General features: G+C 69.1%; 19 protein-coding genes. 8 read left to right on the plus strand and 11 right to left on the minus strand.

Annotated elements, in window-relative coordinates; all coding sequences use genetic code 11:
* The first annotated feature begins 39 nt into the window (after positions 1-39).
* Complete coding sequence (locus ACZYYX_RS18885) at positions 40-540, plus strand: hypothetical protein (protein ID WP_463816122.1); 501 nt, start codon at positions 40-42, stop codon at positions 538-540.
* A 44-nt stretch (positions 541-584) separates the two neighbouring features.
* Here ACZYYX_RS18885 and ACZYYX_RS18890 read toward each other — a convergent pair whose 3' ends face one another.
* The 4 genes from ACZYYX_RS18890 to ACZYYX_RS18905 form a co-directional block, all read right to left on the minus strand.
* The gene (locus ACZYYX_RS18890; protein ID WP_463816123.1) at positions 585-2,834 is read right to left on the minus strand and encodes a molybdopterin-dependent oxidoreductase; all 2,250 of its coding nucleotides are present in this window, start codon (positions 2,832-2,834) and stop codon (positions 585-587) included.
* Positions 2,831-3,424, minus strand: a complete 594-nt coding sequence (locus ACZYYX_RS18895) for a TetR/AcrR family transcriptional regulator (RefSeq protein ID WP_463816124.1) — start codon at positions 3,422-3,424, stop codon at positions 2,831-2,833. Before ACZYYX_RS18895 ends, ACZYYX_RS18890 begins: the two co-directional genes overlap by 4 nt.
* A gap of 78 nt (positions 3,425-3,502) precedes the next feature.
* Complete coding sequence (locus tag ACZYYX_RS18900) at positions 3,503-4,636, minus strand: nitronate monooxygenase (protein WP_463816125.1); 1,134 nt, start codon at positions 4,634-4,636, stop codon at positions 3,503-3,505.
* A 53-nt stretch (positions 4,637-4,689) separates the two neighbouring features.
* Complete coding sequence (locus ACZYYX_RS18905; protein WP_463816126.1) at positions 4,690-5,445, minus strand: HAD family hydrolase; 756 nt, start codon at positions 5,443-5,445, stop codon at positions 4,690-4,692.
* Between the two features lie 201 nt (positions 5,446-5,646).
* On the opposite strand from ACZYYX_RS18905, the gene ACZYYX_RS18910 reads away from it, so the two are divergent.
* Both ACZYYX_RS18910 and ACZYYX_RS18915 read left to right on the plus strand, forming a co-directional pair.
* Positions 5,647-6,033, plus strand: a complete 387-nt coding sequence (locus ACZYYX_RS18910) for an STAS domain-containing protein (RefSeq protein ID WP_463816127.1) — start codon at positions 5,647-5,649, stop codon at positions 6,031-6,033.
* 45 nt (positions 6,034-6,078) lie between these two features.
* A complete protein-coding gene (locus ACZYYX_RS18915) occupies positions 6,079-6,525 on the plus strand; it encodes an ATP-binding protein (protein ID WP_463816128.1) in 447 nt (148 codons plus the stop codon).
* A gap of 3 nt (positions 6,526-6,528) precedes the next feature.
* Here ACZYYX_RS18915 and ACZYYX_RS18920 read toward each other — a convergent pair whose 3' ends face one another.
* Complete coding sequence (locus ACZYYX_RS18920) at positions 6,529-7,602, minus strand: NAD(P)H-dependent amine dehydrogenase family protein (protein WP_463816129.1); 1,074 nt, start codon at positions 7,600-7,602, stop codon at positions 6,529-6,531.
* A gap of 80 nt (positions 7,603-7,682) precedes the next feature.
* Between ACZYYX_RS18920 and ACZYYX_RS18925 the strand changes: the two genes are divergently transcribed.
* The 4 genes from ACZYYX_RS18925 to ACZYYX_RS18940 are packed head-to-tail and all read left to right on the plus strand — an operon-like array spanning position 7,683 to position 12,777.
* Positions 7,683-8,429 (plus strand): glucose 1-dehydrogenase, encoded by a 747-nt coding sequence (locus ACZYYX_RS18925; protein WP_463816130.1) that lies wholly within the window; start codon positions 7,683-7,685, stop codon positions 8,427-8,429.
* Positions 8,430-8,467: 38 nt separating this feature from the next.
* Entirely contained in the window at positions 8,468-11,251 is a 2,784-nt protein-coding gene (locus ACZYYX_RS18930; protein WP_463816131.1) for a glycoside hydrolase family 2 protein, read from the plus strand.
* Between the two features lie 22 nt (positions 11,252-11,273).
* Positions 11,274-12,542, plus strand: coding sequence for a competence/damage-inducible protein A (locus ACZYYX_RS18935; RefSeq protein ID WP_463816132.1), 1,269 nt, complete (start codon positions 11,274-11,276; stop codon positions 12,540-12,542).
* Positions 12,543-12,552: 10 nt separating this feature from the next.
* Positions 12,553-12,777, plus strand: coding sequence for a hypothetical protein (locus ACZYYX_RS18940; protein ID WP_463816133.1), 225 nt, complete (start codon positions 12,553-12,555; stop codon positions 12,775-12,777).
* Here the strand turns inward: ACZYYX_RS18940 and ACZYYX_RS18945 are convergent, their stop codons facing one another.
* From ACZYYX_RS18945 to ACZYYX_RS18960, 4 genes are read right to left on the minus strand one after another with little or no spacing between them, the layout of a single operon-like run.
* Positions 12,778-13,704, minus strand: coding sequence for an alpha/beta fold hydrolase (locus ACZYYX_RS18945; protein ID WP_463816134.1), 927 nt, complete (start codon positions 13,702-13,704; stop codon positions 12,778-12,780). It abuts the gene before it with no gap.
* Between the two features lie 31 nt (positions 13,705-13,735).
* The gene (locus ACZYYX_RS18950) at positions 13,736-15,202 is read right to left on the minus strand and encodes an amidase (RefSeq protein WP_463816135.1); all 1,467 of its coding nucleotides are present in this window, start codon (positions 15,200-15,202) and stop codon (positions 13,736-13,738) included.
* A 47-nt stretch (positions 15,203-15,249) separates the two neighbouring features.
* Positions 15,250-15,588, minus strand: a complete 339-nt coding sequence (locus ACZYYX_RS18955) for a hypothetical protein (protein ID WP_463816136.1) — start codon at positions 15,586-15,588, stop codon at positions 15,250-15,252.
* Positions 15,585-15,836 carry a hypothetical protein gene (locus ACZYYX_RS18960; RefSeq protein ID WP_463816137.1) on the minus strand — a complete coding sequence of 84 codons (252 nt, stop codon included), beginning with the start codon at positions 15,834-15,836 and terminating at the stop codon, positions 15,585-15,587. The genes ACZYYX_RS18955 and ACZYYX_RS18960 overlap by 4 nt, the downstream gene beginning before the upstream one ends.
* Positions 15,837-15,963: 127 nt before the next feature.
* Here ACZYYX_RS18960 and ACZYYX_RS18965 point away from each other — a divergent pair, with 127 nt between their 5' ends.
* Positions 15,964-16,461 carry a hypothetical protein gene (locus tag ACZYYX_RS18965; RefSeq protein WP_463816138.1) on the plus strand — a complete coding sequence of 166 codons (498 nt, stop codon included), beginning with the start codon at positions 15,964-15,966 and terminating at the stop codon, positions 16,459-16,461.
* Positions 16,462-16,489: 28 nt separating this feature from the next.
* Here the strand turns inward: ACZYYX_RS18965 and yaaA are convergent, their stop codons facing one another.
* Together yaaA and ACZYYX_RS18975 are read right to left on the minus strand one after the other, a co-directional pair.
* Positions 16,490-17,236 (minus strand): peroxide stress protein YaaA, encoded by a 747-nt coding sequence (gene yaaA, locus ACZYYX_RS18970; protein WP_463816139.1) that lies wholly within the window; start codon positions 17,234-17,236, stop codon positions 16,490-16,492.
* Positions 17,237-17,260: 24 nt separating this feature from the next.
* Entirely contained in the window at positions 17,261-17,791 is a 531-nt protein-coding gene (locus ACZYYX_RS18975; protein WP_463816140.1) for an NlpC/P60 family protein, read from the minus strand.
* Positions 17,792-17,822: the final 31 nt, after the last annotated feature.

Here is a 17,822-nt window from a genome sequence, read left to right on the forward strand (position 1 = left end):
GAAGCACAGGGTGACAATGATCCCAAGGCGGCCTGCATCGTGGCCGCACCTCCGAAGGGGGAACCGGTGATGATCGGATGGCAGGTCAGGACCGCTTCTGCTGTGGGCGCCGCCGCGATCGCGGGGCTGCTGGTGTGTGCGCCCACCGCGGCCGCCGATCCCGGTCCCGCGGTTCCGCCACCGGCCCCGGTTCCTGCCCCTGTCCAGCTGCCGCCGGATCAGGCCGCGGTGCCGGGAGCGCCGGTCCAAGCACTGGCCGGTGGCGCACCCGATGTCGCTGCAGCGCCGCCCGCCGAGGTGCCGCACCTGTCCAGCCCCGAGAACCTGCCCCCGGGCACCACCGAGACCCCGGCACCGCAGACCCGTCTGGGGTATCTGCGTGACCTCTGGCATTCGATGCAGACCCAGGAGGTGTCAGGCTCGGATGCTCTGCTCCTGCTCACGCAGCGCCCGATGTCGGCGACGCCCGGCATGCAGCCCACCCCGCCGGCGCCGGCCGCACCGGCACCTGCGCCTGTTCCGGCTCCGCTGTCACCCTAGAGCGCTGGCCCCTTAAAGCGCTGGCCTCCTAAAGCGCTGGCCTCCTAAAGCGCGGTGGCCACCATCGCCTCGATGCGCGCAGGCACGTGCTTGTGCAACGGAGTGCCCGCATAGGCGTCGCGCCATCGACTCGACGTGAGCGCGTTGGGTGCGACTCCGGGCGCCACGGTGTCGCCTTCGGCGTCGACGTAGTCCACCCCGAACCCGTTGGGCAGTGAGGCGTGCCCGGGCAGCATCGCGTCGCTGATCTCGACGACGGCCTCGGCCGTGCCCGCTGCGGTGGTGATGCGAGCCGGGCCGCCGTCGGTCAACCCCAACGCGGCCGCGTCCGCCGGATTGACCCGCAGTGCCCCCTGCGCATCCCGGGTACGCCAACTGGGATCGCGCAGGATGTCGTTGGCGGTGAAGGCGCGACGCTCTCCGGCCGAGAGCACGAACGGGAACTCCGATGAGGTGAGTTGCACGGGTTCTGAGGCCAGCTTCTCCACTTCGGCCAGCATCTCGGGTATCGCGATCGCGATCCTGCGGTCCGGATGTGTGATCAGAGTGAAGTCGTCCTCGTACTCGTGCACGGTGAAGGTGATCCCCGAGCGCCCGGTGAGGATGGCCTCGAACAGCGCGTTGCCGTCGACGTGGCCGGCGCGCCGCACCGCATCCGGATAGGTCATGGCGGTCTTCTGCGCCAGCCCCCACAGAGCGGCCGCGCCGGCCAGGCCGTCGGGCAGCGTCGCACCCAGCGTCTCGTACAGCACGAACGGAAGTACCTTGGCCAGGCCCGGATTCGCGCCGACGGCAGCCAGGAACGCCGCCGCGAACTCGTCGAGACCGCGCTCGGCGGCCTCGCGCAGCGGTGCGAGCTCGGCTTCGTCGACGACGCCGAGTGCGCGGGTGAGACGGGCCCAGATCTCGGGTTCGGGCAGTGTGCCCTCCAACGGCTCCATCAACCGATGGCGGAGGTGAAAGGTGTTGCGCGGGAACTCGAGATTGAAGAACGTGGCTTCGGCCTTCTCGAACTGGCTGGCGGCGGGCAGCACGTAGTGCGCCAGCCGCGCCGTTTCGGTCATCGCCACGTCGATGACGACGAGCAGTTCCAGGCTCTCGAACGCCGCGCGCACGGCTCGCGAGTCCGCGATCGAATGCGCTGGGTTGCTGCTCTCCACGATCAGCGCGCGGAAACGCTCGGGGTGGTCGGTGAGGATCTCGTCCGGCACCACGTTGCTCGGCATCAAGCCGCCGATGATCGGCGCACCGGTGACCGGCGTGCGGCCGACACCGCCGGGTCTGAACAGGGGCGCGAACGACGAATGCAGATGCTGGGAGCCCGGTTTGGCGAAGTTGCCGGTCAGTAACCACAGCATCTTGTTCAGATACGAGCACAGCGTGCTGTTCACCGACTGCTGCACGCCGAGGTCTTCGAACACCGCGACGCTGTCGGCGCGGGCGATGCGGCGGGCCGCGTCCCGCAGCAGCTGCTCGTCGACCCCGCAACGCGCGGCGTAGTCGGCCACGGGCACCTGCGCGAGCACGGCGCGCACCTCGTCGGCGCCGCTGACGTGCTCTGCGAGAAAGGCTTCGTCGCAAAGGTTTTCCTGCACCAGCAGCGCCGCGAGCGCGGCCAGGCACCAGGCGTCGGCACCGGGGCGCACGCGCAGGTGGAAATCCGCCATCTTCGCGGTGTCGGTGAGCACGGGATCGATCACGATCATCGAACGCGCCGGGTCCCTGGCGATCTCGTTGAGCACCACGCGCGCACGCGGAAAGCTCTGCGACATCCACGGGTTCTTGCCCACGAACACCGACACCTCGGCATGATCGAACTCGCCGCGGGTGTGGCCGCCGTAGAAGTGGGCGTCGACCCAGTGTTCGCCGGTCTTCTCCTGGGCCAGCGCATTGGACCGGTGGTAGGAGCCGAGCGCCTTGAGGAAGGCGCCGCTGTATGCGCCGCCGAGGTGGTTTCCCTGCCCGCCGCCTCCGTAGTAGAGGATCTTGTCGCCACCGTGGGTGTCGGCGACCGCGGCGAAACCGGCGGCGATCTCCGATATCGCGGTGTCCCAGTCGATGTCCTCGTAGGTGCCGTCTGGCCGGCGACGCATCGGCGAGGTCAGCCGGTTGCGCTGGTTTTGATAGTGATCCAGCCGCAGCGCCTTGTTGCACGTGTAGCCCTGCGATGCCGGATGGTTCTTGTCTCCGCGGATGCGGGCGAGCTTGCGCTCCTCGACCTGGACGACGATGCCGCAGTTGCATTCGCACAAGATGCAGGCGGTCGGCTGCCAATCAGCGGTCGTGTCGGTCATGGCGTCGCTCGCTCTCTCGTGGCGGCGGGTAGTGCCGCGCGAATCATCTCCGCGAGGAGGGTCTGTGCCCGGCGCAGCGCTTCGTCGTCGCGCTGGGCCCGCGCGATGACGATCGCCCCCTCGAACGCCGACAGTGTGAACACGGCGAGGTCGTCGGCGCGGTCGCCTGCGACGCCGTCGGCACGCAATCGGGTGGCAAGCGCCTCGCGCCACCGGGAGAACGCCGCAGCGGCGCGGTCGAGGACGGGCCGCTCTGCCGCACCGGGGTCGCCGGCTTCGACGGCCACCGCGACCACGGGGCAGCCCGCACGAAAGTCGCTGTCGCGCAGCAGTTGGGCCTGCCGGGAGAACAGCTCCTCCAGCGCGTCGAGACATGACGGTGCAGCGTCGAGGTGGCTGGCCATGTAGTCGGCGGCGTAATCGACGGCCTCGCAGAGCAGTTGGGTGCGTCCGCCGGGGAAGTAGTGGTAGGCCGACCCGCGGGGTGCGCCGCTGTGTTCGAGCACGTCGGCGATTGCGGTGGACTGGGCGCCGCGCTCCCGGATCAGCAACGCAGCCGAGACGACCATGCGCTCACGGGGACTCGTCATGTATGCAACCATACATAACCGCTGGCGCGAATTGGGCGTGATTGTCGTCGGTGGGCGACGACAACCACGCCGAAATCGCTAGACGGCGGCGGCCTCGTTCAGTTCGGAGAGGCGGCCCGTCGCCTCGAGGTACTCCTGCACCCAGCGTTCGATCACAGTTGCGGTCTTCTCGACCTTGGTGAACTGGCCGACGACCTGACCGACGGGATTGAAGGCGACGTCGACCGACTCGTTGGGGTACTTGTGCGTCGCGGCCACCGCCATACCCGACACCATGTACTGCAACGGCATACCGAGCGGCTGGGGGTTCTCCGGGTTCTCCCACGCCTCGGTCCAGTCGTTCTTGAGCATCCGCGCCGGCTTGCCGGTGAAGGACCGGCTGCGCACCGTGTCCCGGCTGGTCGCCTTCGCGTATGCGGCGTGCTGTACCGGCGTGTGCTCGGACTCTTCGACCATCACCCACTGCGAACCGGTCCAGGCGCCCTGTGCGCCCAGCGCCAGCGCCGCGGCGATCTGCTGGCCGCTGCCGATACCGCCTGCGGCCAGCACCGGAACGGGTGCGACCTCCTTGACGACCTGCGGCCACAGCACGATCGAGCCGATGTCGCCACAGTGCCCGCCGGCCTCGCCGCCCTGGGCGATGATGATGTCGACGCCGGCGTCGGCGTGCTTGCGGGCCTGGTAGGGAGATCCACAGAGTGCCGCCACGACGCGACCCTGCTCGTGAATGCGGGCGATCATGTCGGCCGGCGGGGTACCGAGGGCGTTGGCGATCATCGTCACCTTCGGGTGCTGCAGCGCCACCTCGACCTGCGGGGTGGCCGTCGCCTCGGTCCAGCCGAGCAGCTGCAGGGCGTCGTCATCACTGTGCTCGACGGGCACCCCGTGCTCGGACAGGATCCTCTTCGCGAACTCGATGTGCTCCTGGGGCACCAGGTCGTTGAGCGTCTTCTTCAGCACCTCGGGGTCCATGTCCGCGGCGTCGGAGCCCTCGTATTTGTTCGGGATCACGATGTCGACGCCGTAGGGATGGTCGCCGATGTGCTCGTCGATCCAGTTCAGCTCGATTTCGAGCTGCTCGGGGGTGAAGCCGACCGCCCCGAGCACGCCGAAGCCGCCGGCCTTGCTCACTGCGACCACCACGTCGCGGCAGTGGGTGAAGGCGAAGATCGGGAACTCGATGCCGAGTTGGTCGCACAGGGGAGTATGCATAGTCCGCTCCTGGTGGGCTCATGGGCCGAACGCGTCGGAAATTAGAACGTGTTCTACTTTAGTACACCGCGGAGGCCGTCGTGGTTTCCCCGGCCCGGAGTGGTGACCCGCAACACCGGCCACCCCTCGATCACAGCACGGGCCGCCAGCTCGCGGCGGGGGTTGACCGGGCGTGGCTGTCCCACCAACGACATCAGGGCGATGTCCTCGTTGCCGTCGGCGTAGAACCAGCTGTCGGCCAGATCGATGTCGCTCTGTTCGCAGAGCGTCACGACCGCGTCGGCCTTGCGCCGACCCCAGATCACCGGCCGTCGAATCCGGCCCGTGAGGCGGCCGTCGGCGTCCACCTCGAAGTGGTTGCACACCACGTGCTCGATCTCCAGGAACCGCGCCACCGGCTCGGCGTGAATCGTCAGCGCCGACGAGCACATCACCACCGTGTGGCCGCGGCTCTGATGCGCGAGGACCACATCGTGCATGGTGGGGAAAAGCCGCGACCGGACGCGCTCGCGGAACAGCCGCTCGCCGATGTCGTCGAGTTCTGTCAGCGACTCACCGCGAAGGTACCCGGCGGCACGCTCGAGGAGCTTGGCGAAGTCGACCCGGCCGAACCGGTACCGCATGGCCGCCTCGATCACGCCGGTCACCTCGCCGAGCCTGGCCTGCCTGCGACGGATGCGATCCCCGGCGTGCGCGGTGGCGGTGAAACCGTCGACCAGCGTCCCGTCCAGATCGAAGAACGCACCGACGTGAGGACCCTGCGGGCTCGCCGCGATCGCCGCCAGCAGGTCGGTGGGGAGTGCGGTCACGGTCTCCTCGCGTTCGGCCGGTGTCGCCGTTGATTCGCCATGCTACGGACCACGCCGACACTCCTGGTTTAATCTGTGCCGGTCGCCGCAAACGGCCACGGTAGTTTGGTAGCCGGGTTCAGGAAGCAGCCTGTGCGAGAGGTGGACGGGAGTCTGCGCTCTGGCAGTGGGCGGACAGCGGCCTGACATGGAAGGTGAACCTTGGACGAGCAAGCAGGCGAAGGCGCAACCGCCTCATCAGGGGCGTCGAACTGCGACGTGACCGAACGATGGGTCGATGGCGTGGCCATCGTGGCGGTCTCCGGTGTCGTCGACATGCTCACCTCACCGCAGCTCGAGTCGGCCATCGATGCCGCTCTGGCACAGAAGCCGTCCGCCGTGGTGATCGATTTCACGAAGGTGGAATTCCTGGCCTCGGCCGGCATGGGCGTTCTGGTCGCCGCACACGACAGAGCCGGCGCTGACGTGTCATTCAGCGTGGTAGCCGACGGTCCGGCGACCAGTCGGCCGCTGAAATTGGTGGGCATCGCCGAGATCGTCAGCCTCTACCCGAACCTGGACGAAGCGCTCGCCGCACGTGACACGTAGGAAAGCCGCGTAGAAACGTGCGTCTTCGGGTAGCCACCGACTGCCATGATCGATTCCATGCCGCCGGCTGAGGTAGCCAATGCAGAACGTTTCGAGCGGTTCGGCCTCGACGCCGACGCCGGAACGGTGGCTATGGCGCGCCGTGAATTCGCCGCCTGGCTGAACCGCTACTTCGACCTCGACGAGGAACGCTGCAGCGATCTGGTGCTGGCCATCAACGAGGCCCTGGCCAACTCGGCGGAGTTCGCCTACCGGCTCGTCGAACGACCCGGCACCATCGACATCTGCGCTCTCTATGACGCCCAGCGTGAGACCCTCGCCGTGGACATCAAGGACCGGGGCACGTGGCGGACGCCGCAGACGGACCCGGTGCCACGGACCCGCGGCCGCGGTATCCCGCTGATGGAGACCCTGTCCGACAGGTCGGTCATCGAGCCGTCAACCCACGGCACGCATGTCCGCCTGGAGTGGCACGGCGTCACCCGTCGCTGATCCCTATCTGCGGTAGGTGCCGGCACCGGTGACCAGCGGCAGATCGAGTGTCGTGCGGATGCCGGCCTCAGCGGCCACCACCGCGGGAATCGCGTTCACGATCCGGCCGGCGGCAGCAAGGATCGCCGCGTAGTTGTGATCGCCGTTGCGACTGGTCGGGCAGATGTCCATCGCGTAGGACGGCTCTCCGGTGATCTCCACCCGGTAGGACCCGCCGCCCTGGGCCGGCTGCGCCCAGTCGAGCCGCAGATCGCCACGCAGCCGGGTGATGTGTTCGACGACGATGACGGGCTCGGATCCGACGAGGCCTTCGATCTGGAAGCGCACCGCCGCGACAGTGCCCTTCTTGATCGTGCCGACCGCCACGTCGAAATCCTCGGGCGCCGGCTCCTGCTCGACGGTGTCGGTGATCTCGTCGATCGTCACGCCGAGCCCGGCAGCGAGTTGGTGGATCGCCACGCCCCAGGCGGCGCTCAGCACGCCGGGTTGGTACAGGAAGGGCAGGTCACCGATCTCGTTCCCGAATCCCATCACGTCGAACATCACGGTCGCACCGTCGTAGGTGGCGTAGTCCGCGATCTCCATCGTCCGGATCTGGCTGACACGCTGGCAGGTGCCCGCCAGTGCCAGCGGCAGCAGGTCGGTGACGAAGCCTGGGTCGACACCAGTGACGAACACCGTGGCATCGCCCTGCCGGGCAACGGATTCCACCCGCTCGATTGCCCGCTCACCGATGACGCCCCAGGGATAGGCCAGAAATCCAGGTGACGAGCCGACGACGTTGATCCCGGCCTCGAGCAAGGCGCGGACGTCCGCCAGCGCCTCCTTGGGCCGGATGTCGCCCATCGCGCAGTAGACGACGCAGTCGGGCGCGTCGGCGATGATCGCCGAGAGGTCGCCGATGGCACGGATTCCCGTGGTACCGCCGAGGCGGGCGAGTTCCGCGGCATCCTTGCCGAGCTTGTCGGCCGAGGACACCCAGACGCCGGTCAGCTCGAAGCGCGGGTCCTCGATCAGCTGACGCAGCGTCAGGCTGCCGCAGTTGCCGGTGCCGATCTGTGCCACTCGAATCGCCATGGCGGCCAGTATGCGTGGTCGGATGCCGAATTGGAACAGGTTCTAATTGCGCAGGGGGTGGTGCGGTAGCCTGTCGCCCCATGGGACGCGTGGACGGAAAAGTGGCACTGATCAGTGGCGGCGCGCAGGGGATGGGCGCCGAGGACGCCCGGGCGCTGATCGCCGAAGGGGCCAAGGTCGTGATCGGCGACATCCTCGACGAGAAGGGTCAGGCGCTGGCCGAAGAGATCAATGCCCAGACCCCCGACTCCATTCGCTATGTACATCTCGACGTCACCCAGGCCGACCAGTGGGATGCCGCGGTGGCCACCGCGCTCGACGCGTTCGGCACGCTGAACGTGTTGGTGAACAACGCCGGCACCGTCGCACTCGGCAAGATCGGCGAGTTCGACATGGACAAGTGGCAGAGGGTCATCGACGTGAACCTGACCGGGACGTTCCTCGGCATGCAGGCCTCCGTCGAGTCGATGAAAGCCGCCGGCGGCGGTTCGATCATCAACATCTCCTCGATCGAGGGGCTGCGCGGCGCGGTGATGGTGCACCCGTACGTGGCCTCGAAGTGGGCGGTGCGCGGGCTGACGAAGTCGGCGGCGCTGGAACTCGGTCCCCACAACATCCGCGTGAACTCCGTGCACCCCGGCTTCATCCGCACCCCGATGACCAAGTTCTTCCCTGACGACATGCTGCGAATTCCGCTCGGCCGGCCCGGCCAGCCCGACGAGGTCGCCACTTTCGTGGTGTTCTTGGCCAGTGACGAATCGCGGTACTCGACCGGGGCCGAGTTCGTCATGGACGGCGGTCTGGTCAACGACGTCCCGCACAAGTAGCACCACGCGCGCCAAGTCGGTGCCGGCCACCGTCGTCGATGGACCGCGCAGGTGAGGCCCAGCGTCGTCGCGGCACACGCACGACGCTGATCGTCGTCCTGTTGGCGGCCCTGGTGGCGGTGCTCGGTGTCGCCGACTTCCCGGACTTCGCCCGCCCCACTCCCGACCCCTCACGCGTCGAGCTGGCCCAGGGGTGGAGCCTGGCCTCGGCCCGCGTCGCCGGCGACGACGGAGCGGCCCTCTCGTCCCCGGGAAGCGAGCAGGCCGGGTGGCACCCGATCGCCCGCATGCCCGCCACGGTGCTGCAGACACTGCGGGCCGACGGCAGCTATCCCGACCTCTACGTCGGCACCCGGCTGCGCGACGAGGTGCCCTGGGACCTGTACCGGCAGGACTGGTGGTACCGCACCACCTTTGACGCACCCGGCGGACACACGACGTATCTCCTCGATTTTCCAGGCATCAACTACCGCGCGGAGATCTGGCTGAACGGGCACCGCATCGCCGGCTCCGACGACGTCGTCGGCATGCACGCCGCACACCAGATCGACGCGACTCCGTGGATACACCGCGGCGGCGCGAATGTGTTGGCCGTCAAGGTGACTCCCGAGCAGGCGCGCCAAGACGTCGACGGCGTGGAGCTCGCCGACAGCTGGTACGACTGGATCAACTGGCGCTACCTGGGATATCGCGAACAACCAGGTGCGTTGCCGGTGAACAACTCCTTCGTGCCGGATCGCAACGCCGGCATCTGGAAACCCGTGACGCTGCAGATGTCGCAGGACGTCTCCCTCGGTGAGAGCGCCGTGCGCTCCGATCTGCCGCTGCCGCGCACGGATTCGGCGACACTGACGGTCTACACGACGGTCCGCAACTACTCGCCGGCCACCGTGCGCGGTCTGATGCGCGTGACCATCACCAGGGCGGGAAAGCCCGACGTGGCTGTTGAGGCACGAGTGACGTTGGCGCCGGGGGAGACCCGGGAGGTGAGCTTCGCCGCCGATCGGTACCCGCAACTGAAGCTCGACCACCCCGACCTGTGGTGGCCGTACACGATGGGCGAACCCGCGCTCTACGATCTGCGCACCGAGTTCCGTCGCTTCGGGCACGATTCCGACACCCGCACACAGCGTTTCGGCATCCGCACCGTCACCCAGCACCGGGACGACGACACCAGCCACCCCGAGCTCGGCGCCGGCGGCAACTTCTATCTGACCGTCAACGGCCGCGATTTCCCGGTGCGCGGCGCCGCCTACTCGCCCGATCTGCTGTTCGCCGACGACCCGGCGCGCGACGCCGCCACGTTGCGCTACGTGCGCGACCTGGGGCTGAACATGCTGCGCCTGGAGGGCAAGTTCCCGGGCGAGCGGATGGTGCAGATGGCCGACGAACTCGGAATCCCACTGATGCTGGGGTGGATGTGCTGCAACCAGTGGGAGAAGTGGTCGCAGTGGGACGCCGAGGACAACCGCGTCGCCCGCGACAGCCTGACCTCGCAGATCACCATGTTGCGTTCGCACCCTTCGGCTTTCGTGTGGGCCAACGGCAGTGACGGCACGCCGCCGCCGGACCTGCTGGCCGACTACCGCCGGATACTGCAGCAGTTGCACTGGCCGAACGCCGTGGTCGACACGGTGTCCAGTTTCGCCCGGGACGCCGACGGCGCGGTCGCGTGGGACGGCATCCATATGGCCGGGCCGTACAGCTGGCGACCGCCCAGCTACTGGTTCGCCGGCAAATACGGAGCAGCACGGGGCGCAAACGCCGAGCAGGGCGACAACGAACACATCCCGCCGATGGCCAGCCTGCGCCGCTTCATCCCGCCCGACAAGCTGTGGCCGATCAACGACACCTGGTCCTTCCACGCGGGCGCGAACACCAGCAATTCGTCGTTGACCACGATCCGGCGCGCGATCGACCGGCGCTACGGCACGTCCACGAGTGCCGAGATGTTCACCGCCAAAGCCCAACTGGCGCACTATGAATCGACGCGTGCGCAGTTCGAGGCATTCGCCGCGGGCGGCTGGGACACGCACAAGATGACGATCTACTGGATGCTGAACAACCACTGGCCGTCGTTCTTCGGGCACCTCTTCGACTACTACCTGCGCCCGGGTGGGGCCTACTTCGGCGCCAAGACCGGTCTGCGCCCGCTGTCGGCGGTGTTCGACGCCTACGCCACCGGAGACCACAGCCGCGCCGCTCTGACCGTGGTCAACCAGACCCAGGCTGATCAGCGTGACCTGCGGGTGCGGGTCCGGGTGTACGACGTGGCGGGCCGCGTGCGGGAGGACCGCAAGAGCCCGCCCGTCGACGTCGCCTCCGGAGGGACCGCGACGGCGCTGTGGCTGCCGCGCGTCGCACCGGATTCCCCGGTGTTCTTCGTCCGCGTCGAATTGCTCGATGCCACAGAGCATCTCGTCACCGACAGCACCTACTGGCAGTCCCAGCGCCGCGACGACGTCGGGGAGCCGAGCAACGACCAGGCGTTCGAGCTGCGGCCCGCCCGCTGGGCCGACATGACTGCGTTGAACACCATGCCGCGCGGCAGGCTCGACGTCGCCGCGCGCCGAGACGCAGACGGGGTGACGATCCGACTGCACAATCCCGGTCGGGGAGTCGCGTTCTTCGCCCGCGCGGAGCTCACGCCGACACCCGACGCCGACGAGATCCTGCCGATCACCTACACCGACAACTACGTCACCGTCTACGGCGGGGAGACCGTCGAGATCCGCGGGCAACCGCTGGCGGACACGCCGCGCGCGGACTGGGTCCGCGTCACCGGCTACAACACCGCACCGGTCACCGTTCCGGTCCGCTGACCCATGCGTACTGTCTCAAGGTGTGAGCGCACGGGCGGGCATCGTCATCACCGGAACCGAGGTCCTCACCGGGCGGGTGGCCGATCAGAACGGTCCGTACCTCGCTGATCGCCTCCTCGAACTCGGCGTCGAACTGGCGCACATCACGCTGTGCGGCGACCGTCCCGGCGACATCGAGGCGCAGCTGAGGTTCCTCGCCGATCAGGACGTCGATCTGATCATCACCAGCGGCGGCCTCGGCCCGACCGCCGACGACATGACCGTCGAGGTGGTGGCCCGCTTCTGCGACCGCGAGTTGGTGCTCGACGCCGAGCTGGAAGCCACGATTCGCGGCATCGTCGACGGCCTGATGGCCCGCTACCCCGAAGTGGACGCCGAGGCCGTTCACGCCGCCAACCGCAAGCAGGCCCTGGTACCCGCAGGCGCGACGATCCTGCCTCCGGTCGGGACCGCGCCCGGCGTCGTCGTCCCCGGCCGGCCGACGGTGGTGGTGCTGCCCGGTCCGCCCCGTGAGCTGCAGCCGATGTGGCGGGCGGCGGTGGCCACCGACGCCATCGTCGACGCGCTGGCGGGCCGCACGTACTACCAGCAGGAGACGGTGCGAATGTTCGGGCTGCCCGAGTCCGGGCTGGCCGAAACTTTGCGCGAAGCGCAGCGCAACGTCGACGGGTTCGATCGGCTCGAGATCACGACCTGTCTGCGCCGGGGTGAGCTGGAGATCGTCACCCGATTCGAGCCGCAGGACGCACCCGTCTACGACGCACTTCTCGCGACGCTGTCGGACCGGCACGCGCAGGAGATCTTCTCCACCGACGGCGCCCTGATCGACGACCAGGTGGCTGCACTGCTGGCCGGCCGCAGGATCGCGACCGCCGAGAGCTGCACCGGCGGTCTGCTGGCCGCGCGACTCACCGAGCGTCCCGGGTCGTCGGCCTACGTGTGCGGCGGCGCCGTCGCCTACGCGAACAGCGCGAAGGCCGAAGTGCTCGGCGTCGACCCCGCACTGATCGACCAGCACGGCGCGGTGTCCGAACCTGTCGCCGAGGCGATGGCCCGCGGCGCACTGGCCCGCTTCGGCGCCGACACCGCGGTGGCCATCACCGGCGTCGCGGGGCCCGGTGGCGGCACCGAGGCAAAACCGGTGGGCACGGTCTGCTTCACGGTGGCCCTGGCCGACGGCGCGACGCTGACGCGGACCACCGTGCTGCCCGGCGGACGATCGGACGTGCGAGACCGCTCGACCACGATCGCGATGCACATGCTGCGCAGGGCGCTGCGCGCACCCCGCTAGGGTGTGGACCATGGTTGACACCGACGAGCGGCAGGCGGTCTCGGCGCTCGCCCAGGAGACCGGCTGGACGCAGCGCAGGGCCGAGCGCAACGACTACTTCGCCAAGGGCGATATCCGCGTCCACATCGTGTGGCAAGACGACAGCGCCCTCAACGGCGGCACGCTCTTCCACGACGACCTCTTGACGTCCTACAGCCGTGAGCTGCCGACGGTGCAGAGCTGGCTCAGGCGCTGATCAACGGTCTTCGTCGGCGTCCCACAGCGCGGTCATCGAGGTGAGGATCGCCTCGGCCTCGCCGAGCCCACCCAGGTGGCTCTCACCCGAGAGGGTGTAGAGCTCGGCGTCGGGCAGCCGGGACACCACGTGCTGGCCGTGCGCGAACGGCACGATGTGGTCCTTGTCGCCGTGCCACCAGCGCACCGGCACTGTGACGTCGGAGAGCCGGAAGCCCCAGTCGCGGGCGAACACCACGACGTCGGCGAACGGTGCCGCGAGTTGCTTGCGGCTGCCGTTGAGCAGGTCGTCGATGAACATCGCCTTGAACTCCGGCCGGGCCAGCAGCCGGCGATCACCCTCCGGGGAGAGCGCGCCGTAGAGCGAGGCAATCGGTTCGGCGACAGGCTTGATCAGCCGGATCAAGCCGGCGGCCACCAGGCTCAACGTGCCGCCGACGTGTTCGAGCAGGGGCGCGGCGGGCACCCCGACCGTGCCCATCACCCCGCCGTCGATGGCATCGGGTCCCTTGGTCGGAGCCACCCCGCCGAGGACAGCGGCCGCGACGACGCGATCGGGCATCGTGGCGGCGACACCCAGCGCGTACGGTCCGCCGCCGGACAGCCCGATCACCATCATCTTGCCGACTCCGAGAACATCGGCCAGCATGCGAAGGTCCTCGGCGAAGTCGATCACCCGTCCGTAGGCGTAGGGCGTGGAGGAACCGATTCCGGGCCGGTCGATGCCGATCAGCCGAATGCCGTTGCGCTCCGCGTAGAGCCGCGCTTCACACGGAATCTGTCGGCGCGCGCCCGGTGTGCCGTGCAGCCAGAGGATCGGCTTGCCTTGAGGGTCGCCGAACTCGGCGAAGCCGAGGCGCCGGCCCGAGCCTTCCGGGCCGACGGCGACGTTGCCCTCGAGCTTGGGACGGGTGATGTCGTCGGACATGCGCGACAGTGTCGCATGCCGGAGAAACACCTCAGACCCCGCTGACCCATCCCGGTGGGCGGCGATCGGCCCACCCGACGGCCGTTTCCAGCTGTGCGGCGACCGCGAGCAAGACCGCCTCGTCGGGCGCCATCAGCTGCACACCGATCGGCAGGCCGTCGGCCGTCATACCCAGCGGCAGCGAAATCGCCGCCCAGCCGGTCACATTCGCCAGCGACGTCCAGCCGGTGGTCGCGAACTCGACGTCGAAGAACGCGCGCGTGCTGCCCCGGGGCTGATCGAGCAGCCCGTACGGCGGCGGGGGAGTCAGCAGTGTGGGCACGAGCAACACGTCGTGGTCGAGCATCTGCGTGGCGAAGCGACGCGTCTGGGCGTGGATCGCGGCGATGGCCCCGGCATAGGCGACGCCGGTCGTGTGGAAACCCTCCTGGATCATCACCCAGGAACTCGGCTCGAACTCGTCCTCACGCGGCTCGCGACCCAGATGTGCGCGCGCCGTCTCGAACAGTTCGACGTTGCTGACGGTGTGCAGGACGGCGATCGCGTCGGCGACGGCCTCGGCATCGATCGTGGGCGCGCCCGGCTCGACGCGGTGGCCCAGGTCGGCCAGTACCGCCGCCGTGCGTTCGACGGCCGAGACGACGGCGGGATCGGTCATCGGCCCGGGAAACGGGGATCCCGTCGCCACCACGATGCGTTGCGGCGCAGGCGGATTCGCGATGGCGCGGAGGAAGGGCTCGGCCGGCAGCGGCGCCGAGTAGGGATCGCCGACGCCGGTTCCGGTCACGGCGTCGAGCAATGCCGCGCTGTCGCGCACGGTGCGGGTGAGGGCGTGCTCGTTGACCAGACCCTCCAAGCCGTGACCGGCCCCCGGCGCGAACGAGGTACGCCCGCGCCGCGGCTTGAGTCCGACCAGACCGCAGCAGGCCGCAGGGACGCGGATCGATCCGGTGCCGTCACCCCCCGACGCGGCGGGCACGATGCCGGCGGCGACGGCAGCCGCGGAGCCCCCGCTGGAGCCACCAGGGGTGATTCCGGGCGCCCACGGATTGGCGGTCGCGCCGAACAACGTCGGTTCCGTGGTGCAGTGGTTGCCCCACTCGGGGGTGTTGGTCTTGCCGAAGATCACCAGACCGGCGTCGGAGTAGCGCGCCACGATCCAGGCGGTGTCGGATGCGATGTGGGTGCGTAGCGCGCGGCAGCCCATCGCTTCGGGAGCGCCGGCCAGCGATGCGCCGAGGTCTTTGAGCAGGAACGGGACCCCGGCCAGTGGGCCTGCCTGCCCGCCACGCAGCACACCGGACGCGTCGAGGGCGGCGGCGCTGGCCCGACCGCGGTCGGCGAGGTCGGTGATCACCGCGTTCAGCGCACGCCCCGCGTCGAGGCGGATGATCGCGGCGTCCAGCAGTTCGGTGGCGCTCAGCTCACCCGCGGCGACCAGGGCCGCCTGGCCGACGGCGTCGATGTCGGCGAGTTCGACCGCTGTGCTTGCGTCCATGCGCCGAATCCTTCCGGCCGATGGCACGCCGCGGCAACCGGACGGGCTCAGCTCACCGCGGCGCCATAGCGCAGCATCCCGAGGAACAGGCTCAGTGCGCACAGGCAGAGGGTCGCGAGCGCGTACGGCCAGGCACTTGCGCGCCGGACCAGCGCCAACACCGTCAGCACCAGGCCGATCACCCCGATCATCGCGGCGGCGGCGAGCGCGGTGAACACGGCGGTGACCGCGCCGTCCACACTGCACGTCACGGGCGGGCAGTGGTCCAGGAATGCCAGCGAGAAGAGACCCAGCACCGCTCCGACGGCCCCGATGAGCACGGTCACAACCAGCAGGACGATCGAAGTCGCCAGATCTGCGCGTGAGCGTGGCGCCGGATGCGTCACGGCGCCTCCTCACCAGCCCGCCGGGCAGCTCGCTGGGCCGCCAGCTCGCGGTCTTTGCGCAGGACGGTGTCGGTCAGCGAGAGCGCGAGCAGGATGTCGCCCACGGTGATGGTCAACCCCCACCAGTACATCCAGCGGATCGTCTGGTCGGGCTGCGCGGCGAAGTACACGAACAGGAAGATCGGGCCGACGATCCCGAACACGAACATCATCAGCTGCACGCGTACGTACACCCACAGAGCCGCCATCGGCCGACAGTGTCACCTTCGACACACCCGCACGTCAACGCCCCGTCCGGATGGCCAGAAGAAACTGAGAACAACTAACCTTGACGAAGCTGTAGATTTCCTGTTGATTCCTCTGTGAGGTGACCTGATGTCCCGATCGACACGAGCCGCGGTCGCGACCGCAGCACTGCTCATCGCCGCGCCCCTGTTCGCCGGCGCGGCGGCGGCCGAAGGGACGACGGTCAGCATGCCGTTCTCCGAGAAGCTGCGCCGCTGCGACTTCACCCAGATCAAGTACGTGGGCGGCAGCGGCTACGGTCGCCCGTCGGCCCATCTGCGAGTCCAGGGCGGTGAGGTGGTCGCCGACGTCGAGTTCTTCACCGGTCTGCCCAACACGCCCTATGACCTCCGGCTGATCCAGATGCCCCGGTCCTCGGCGGCGGGCTGCGGCGCGGGCGCGCCGGGCGTCACCGCGACGACGCTGTTCACCGACGGAGTGGGTTCCGGCCACACCACGGTGCGCGGGCCGCTGATGCCCGGGGCCACCGGTGCGTGGTTGGCGCTGACCCGGCCCGGCACGAACAGTCAGAAGCCGGGCGAGTTCTACACGACCGATCTGGTCGCGAACCTGTCATCGGCTGCCTGACACCTGACATCGGCTGCCCGACAAGGGATCAGGCGGCCACCACGACGGTGATGTGGTCGCCTCGACGCTCGACGCGCATCCCGGCACGCCGGGCGATTGCCGCCACCGCGGCGGCGTCGGCGGGATCTGACCTGCTCGTCGCGAGTGCACGGGCAAGCTGTCCCTTGTGTGCCTTGTTGAAGTGGCTGACGACGGTTCGACGCCCGTCATCGTGTTCGGCGACCACGTCGACGGTGACCGCGCCGGGCACCTTGCCCAAGTTGGCATAGGCCCCGGAGCGCAGGTCGACGATCAGGTCACCGCCGGCGAGCTCTGCGAGCACCGGCTCCAGGGCCGGCCGCCACACGGCCGCCAGCGTCGGCCGGCCCGGCAACTTGGAACCCGCCGAGAGGCGGTAGGCGGGAATCGGGTCATAGGCCCGCACGACCCCGAACAGCGCCGAGACGACCATCAAACGCGCGGTGGCGCGCGACGCCGCCGTGCCGCGTAACGACGTGACGTCCAGTGCGTCGTAGAGGACACCGGTATAGCGATGCAAAGCGGGCATCGTGGGCGCGGACCACAGCGCCGCGTTGCGGTCGATCTCGCTGTCCTGGCTCGCGGACAGGCCCAGCGCCGCGCGGCTCCGCGCCGGGTCGGCGGCCAGTGCGACGAGTTGGTCGACGAGCTCGGCGCGGACCGGACTCAGCACCGGTGAACTCAACGAGTCCAGGCTCAGAGCCGGTCCGTCACCGCCGCCACGTTTGGTCTCCGACGGTGGCAACAGCACGATCACGGCAGTGACGGTAGCGCCACCGGATCATCCCGCCGGCGGCGGCGGGGGAGGCAGCACCGGGTCGGCCGGCGGCGGGGGAGGCAGCGGCGCTTCGGAGCCCATCAGCACCACGGGGGCAGGCGGCGGCGGGGCCATCGGCGGCGTCAGCTGCGGATCGACGGGCGGGGGCACGTCGGCAGCCGCCGGCGCGGGCAGGAACATGTGGTGGGTGAACTGGCTCTGGTAGGCGCCGCCACCGCCGACCTGGACACCGCGACCGCCCTCCCCGGAAGAGACCGGGGTGCCGTCAGGAAGGGTCACCGCGGCGTGGCCGCCGTTCCACCCGACCACGAGGGCTCCGGGCTGGGTTCCGTCCTGGAATCCGCGCGCCTTCAGCGCGCCTTCGATGTTGCCGGTGTTGAAGCGGTCGCCGAAGACGGGTCGACCGGTGGCCGCGTTGGTCACCCAGGAGACCAGGCCCGAGCAGTCCGTTCCGGCCGGTGAGTCTCCGCCTCGGATGTACGGAGTTCCCGACACCTGGTTGACGAGCGTCAAAAGTGTGGCGAGTTCATACATGCGGCCGGACGCTAGCAGCGGGTCTCTAATA

The organism is Mycobacterium sp. IDUB_1 (genome assembly GCF_055419625.1).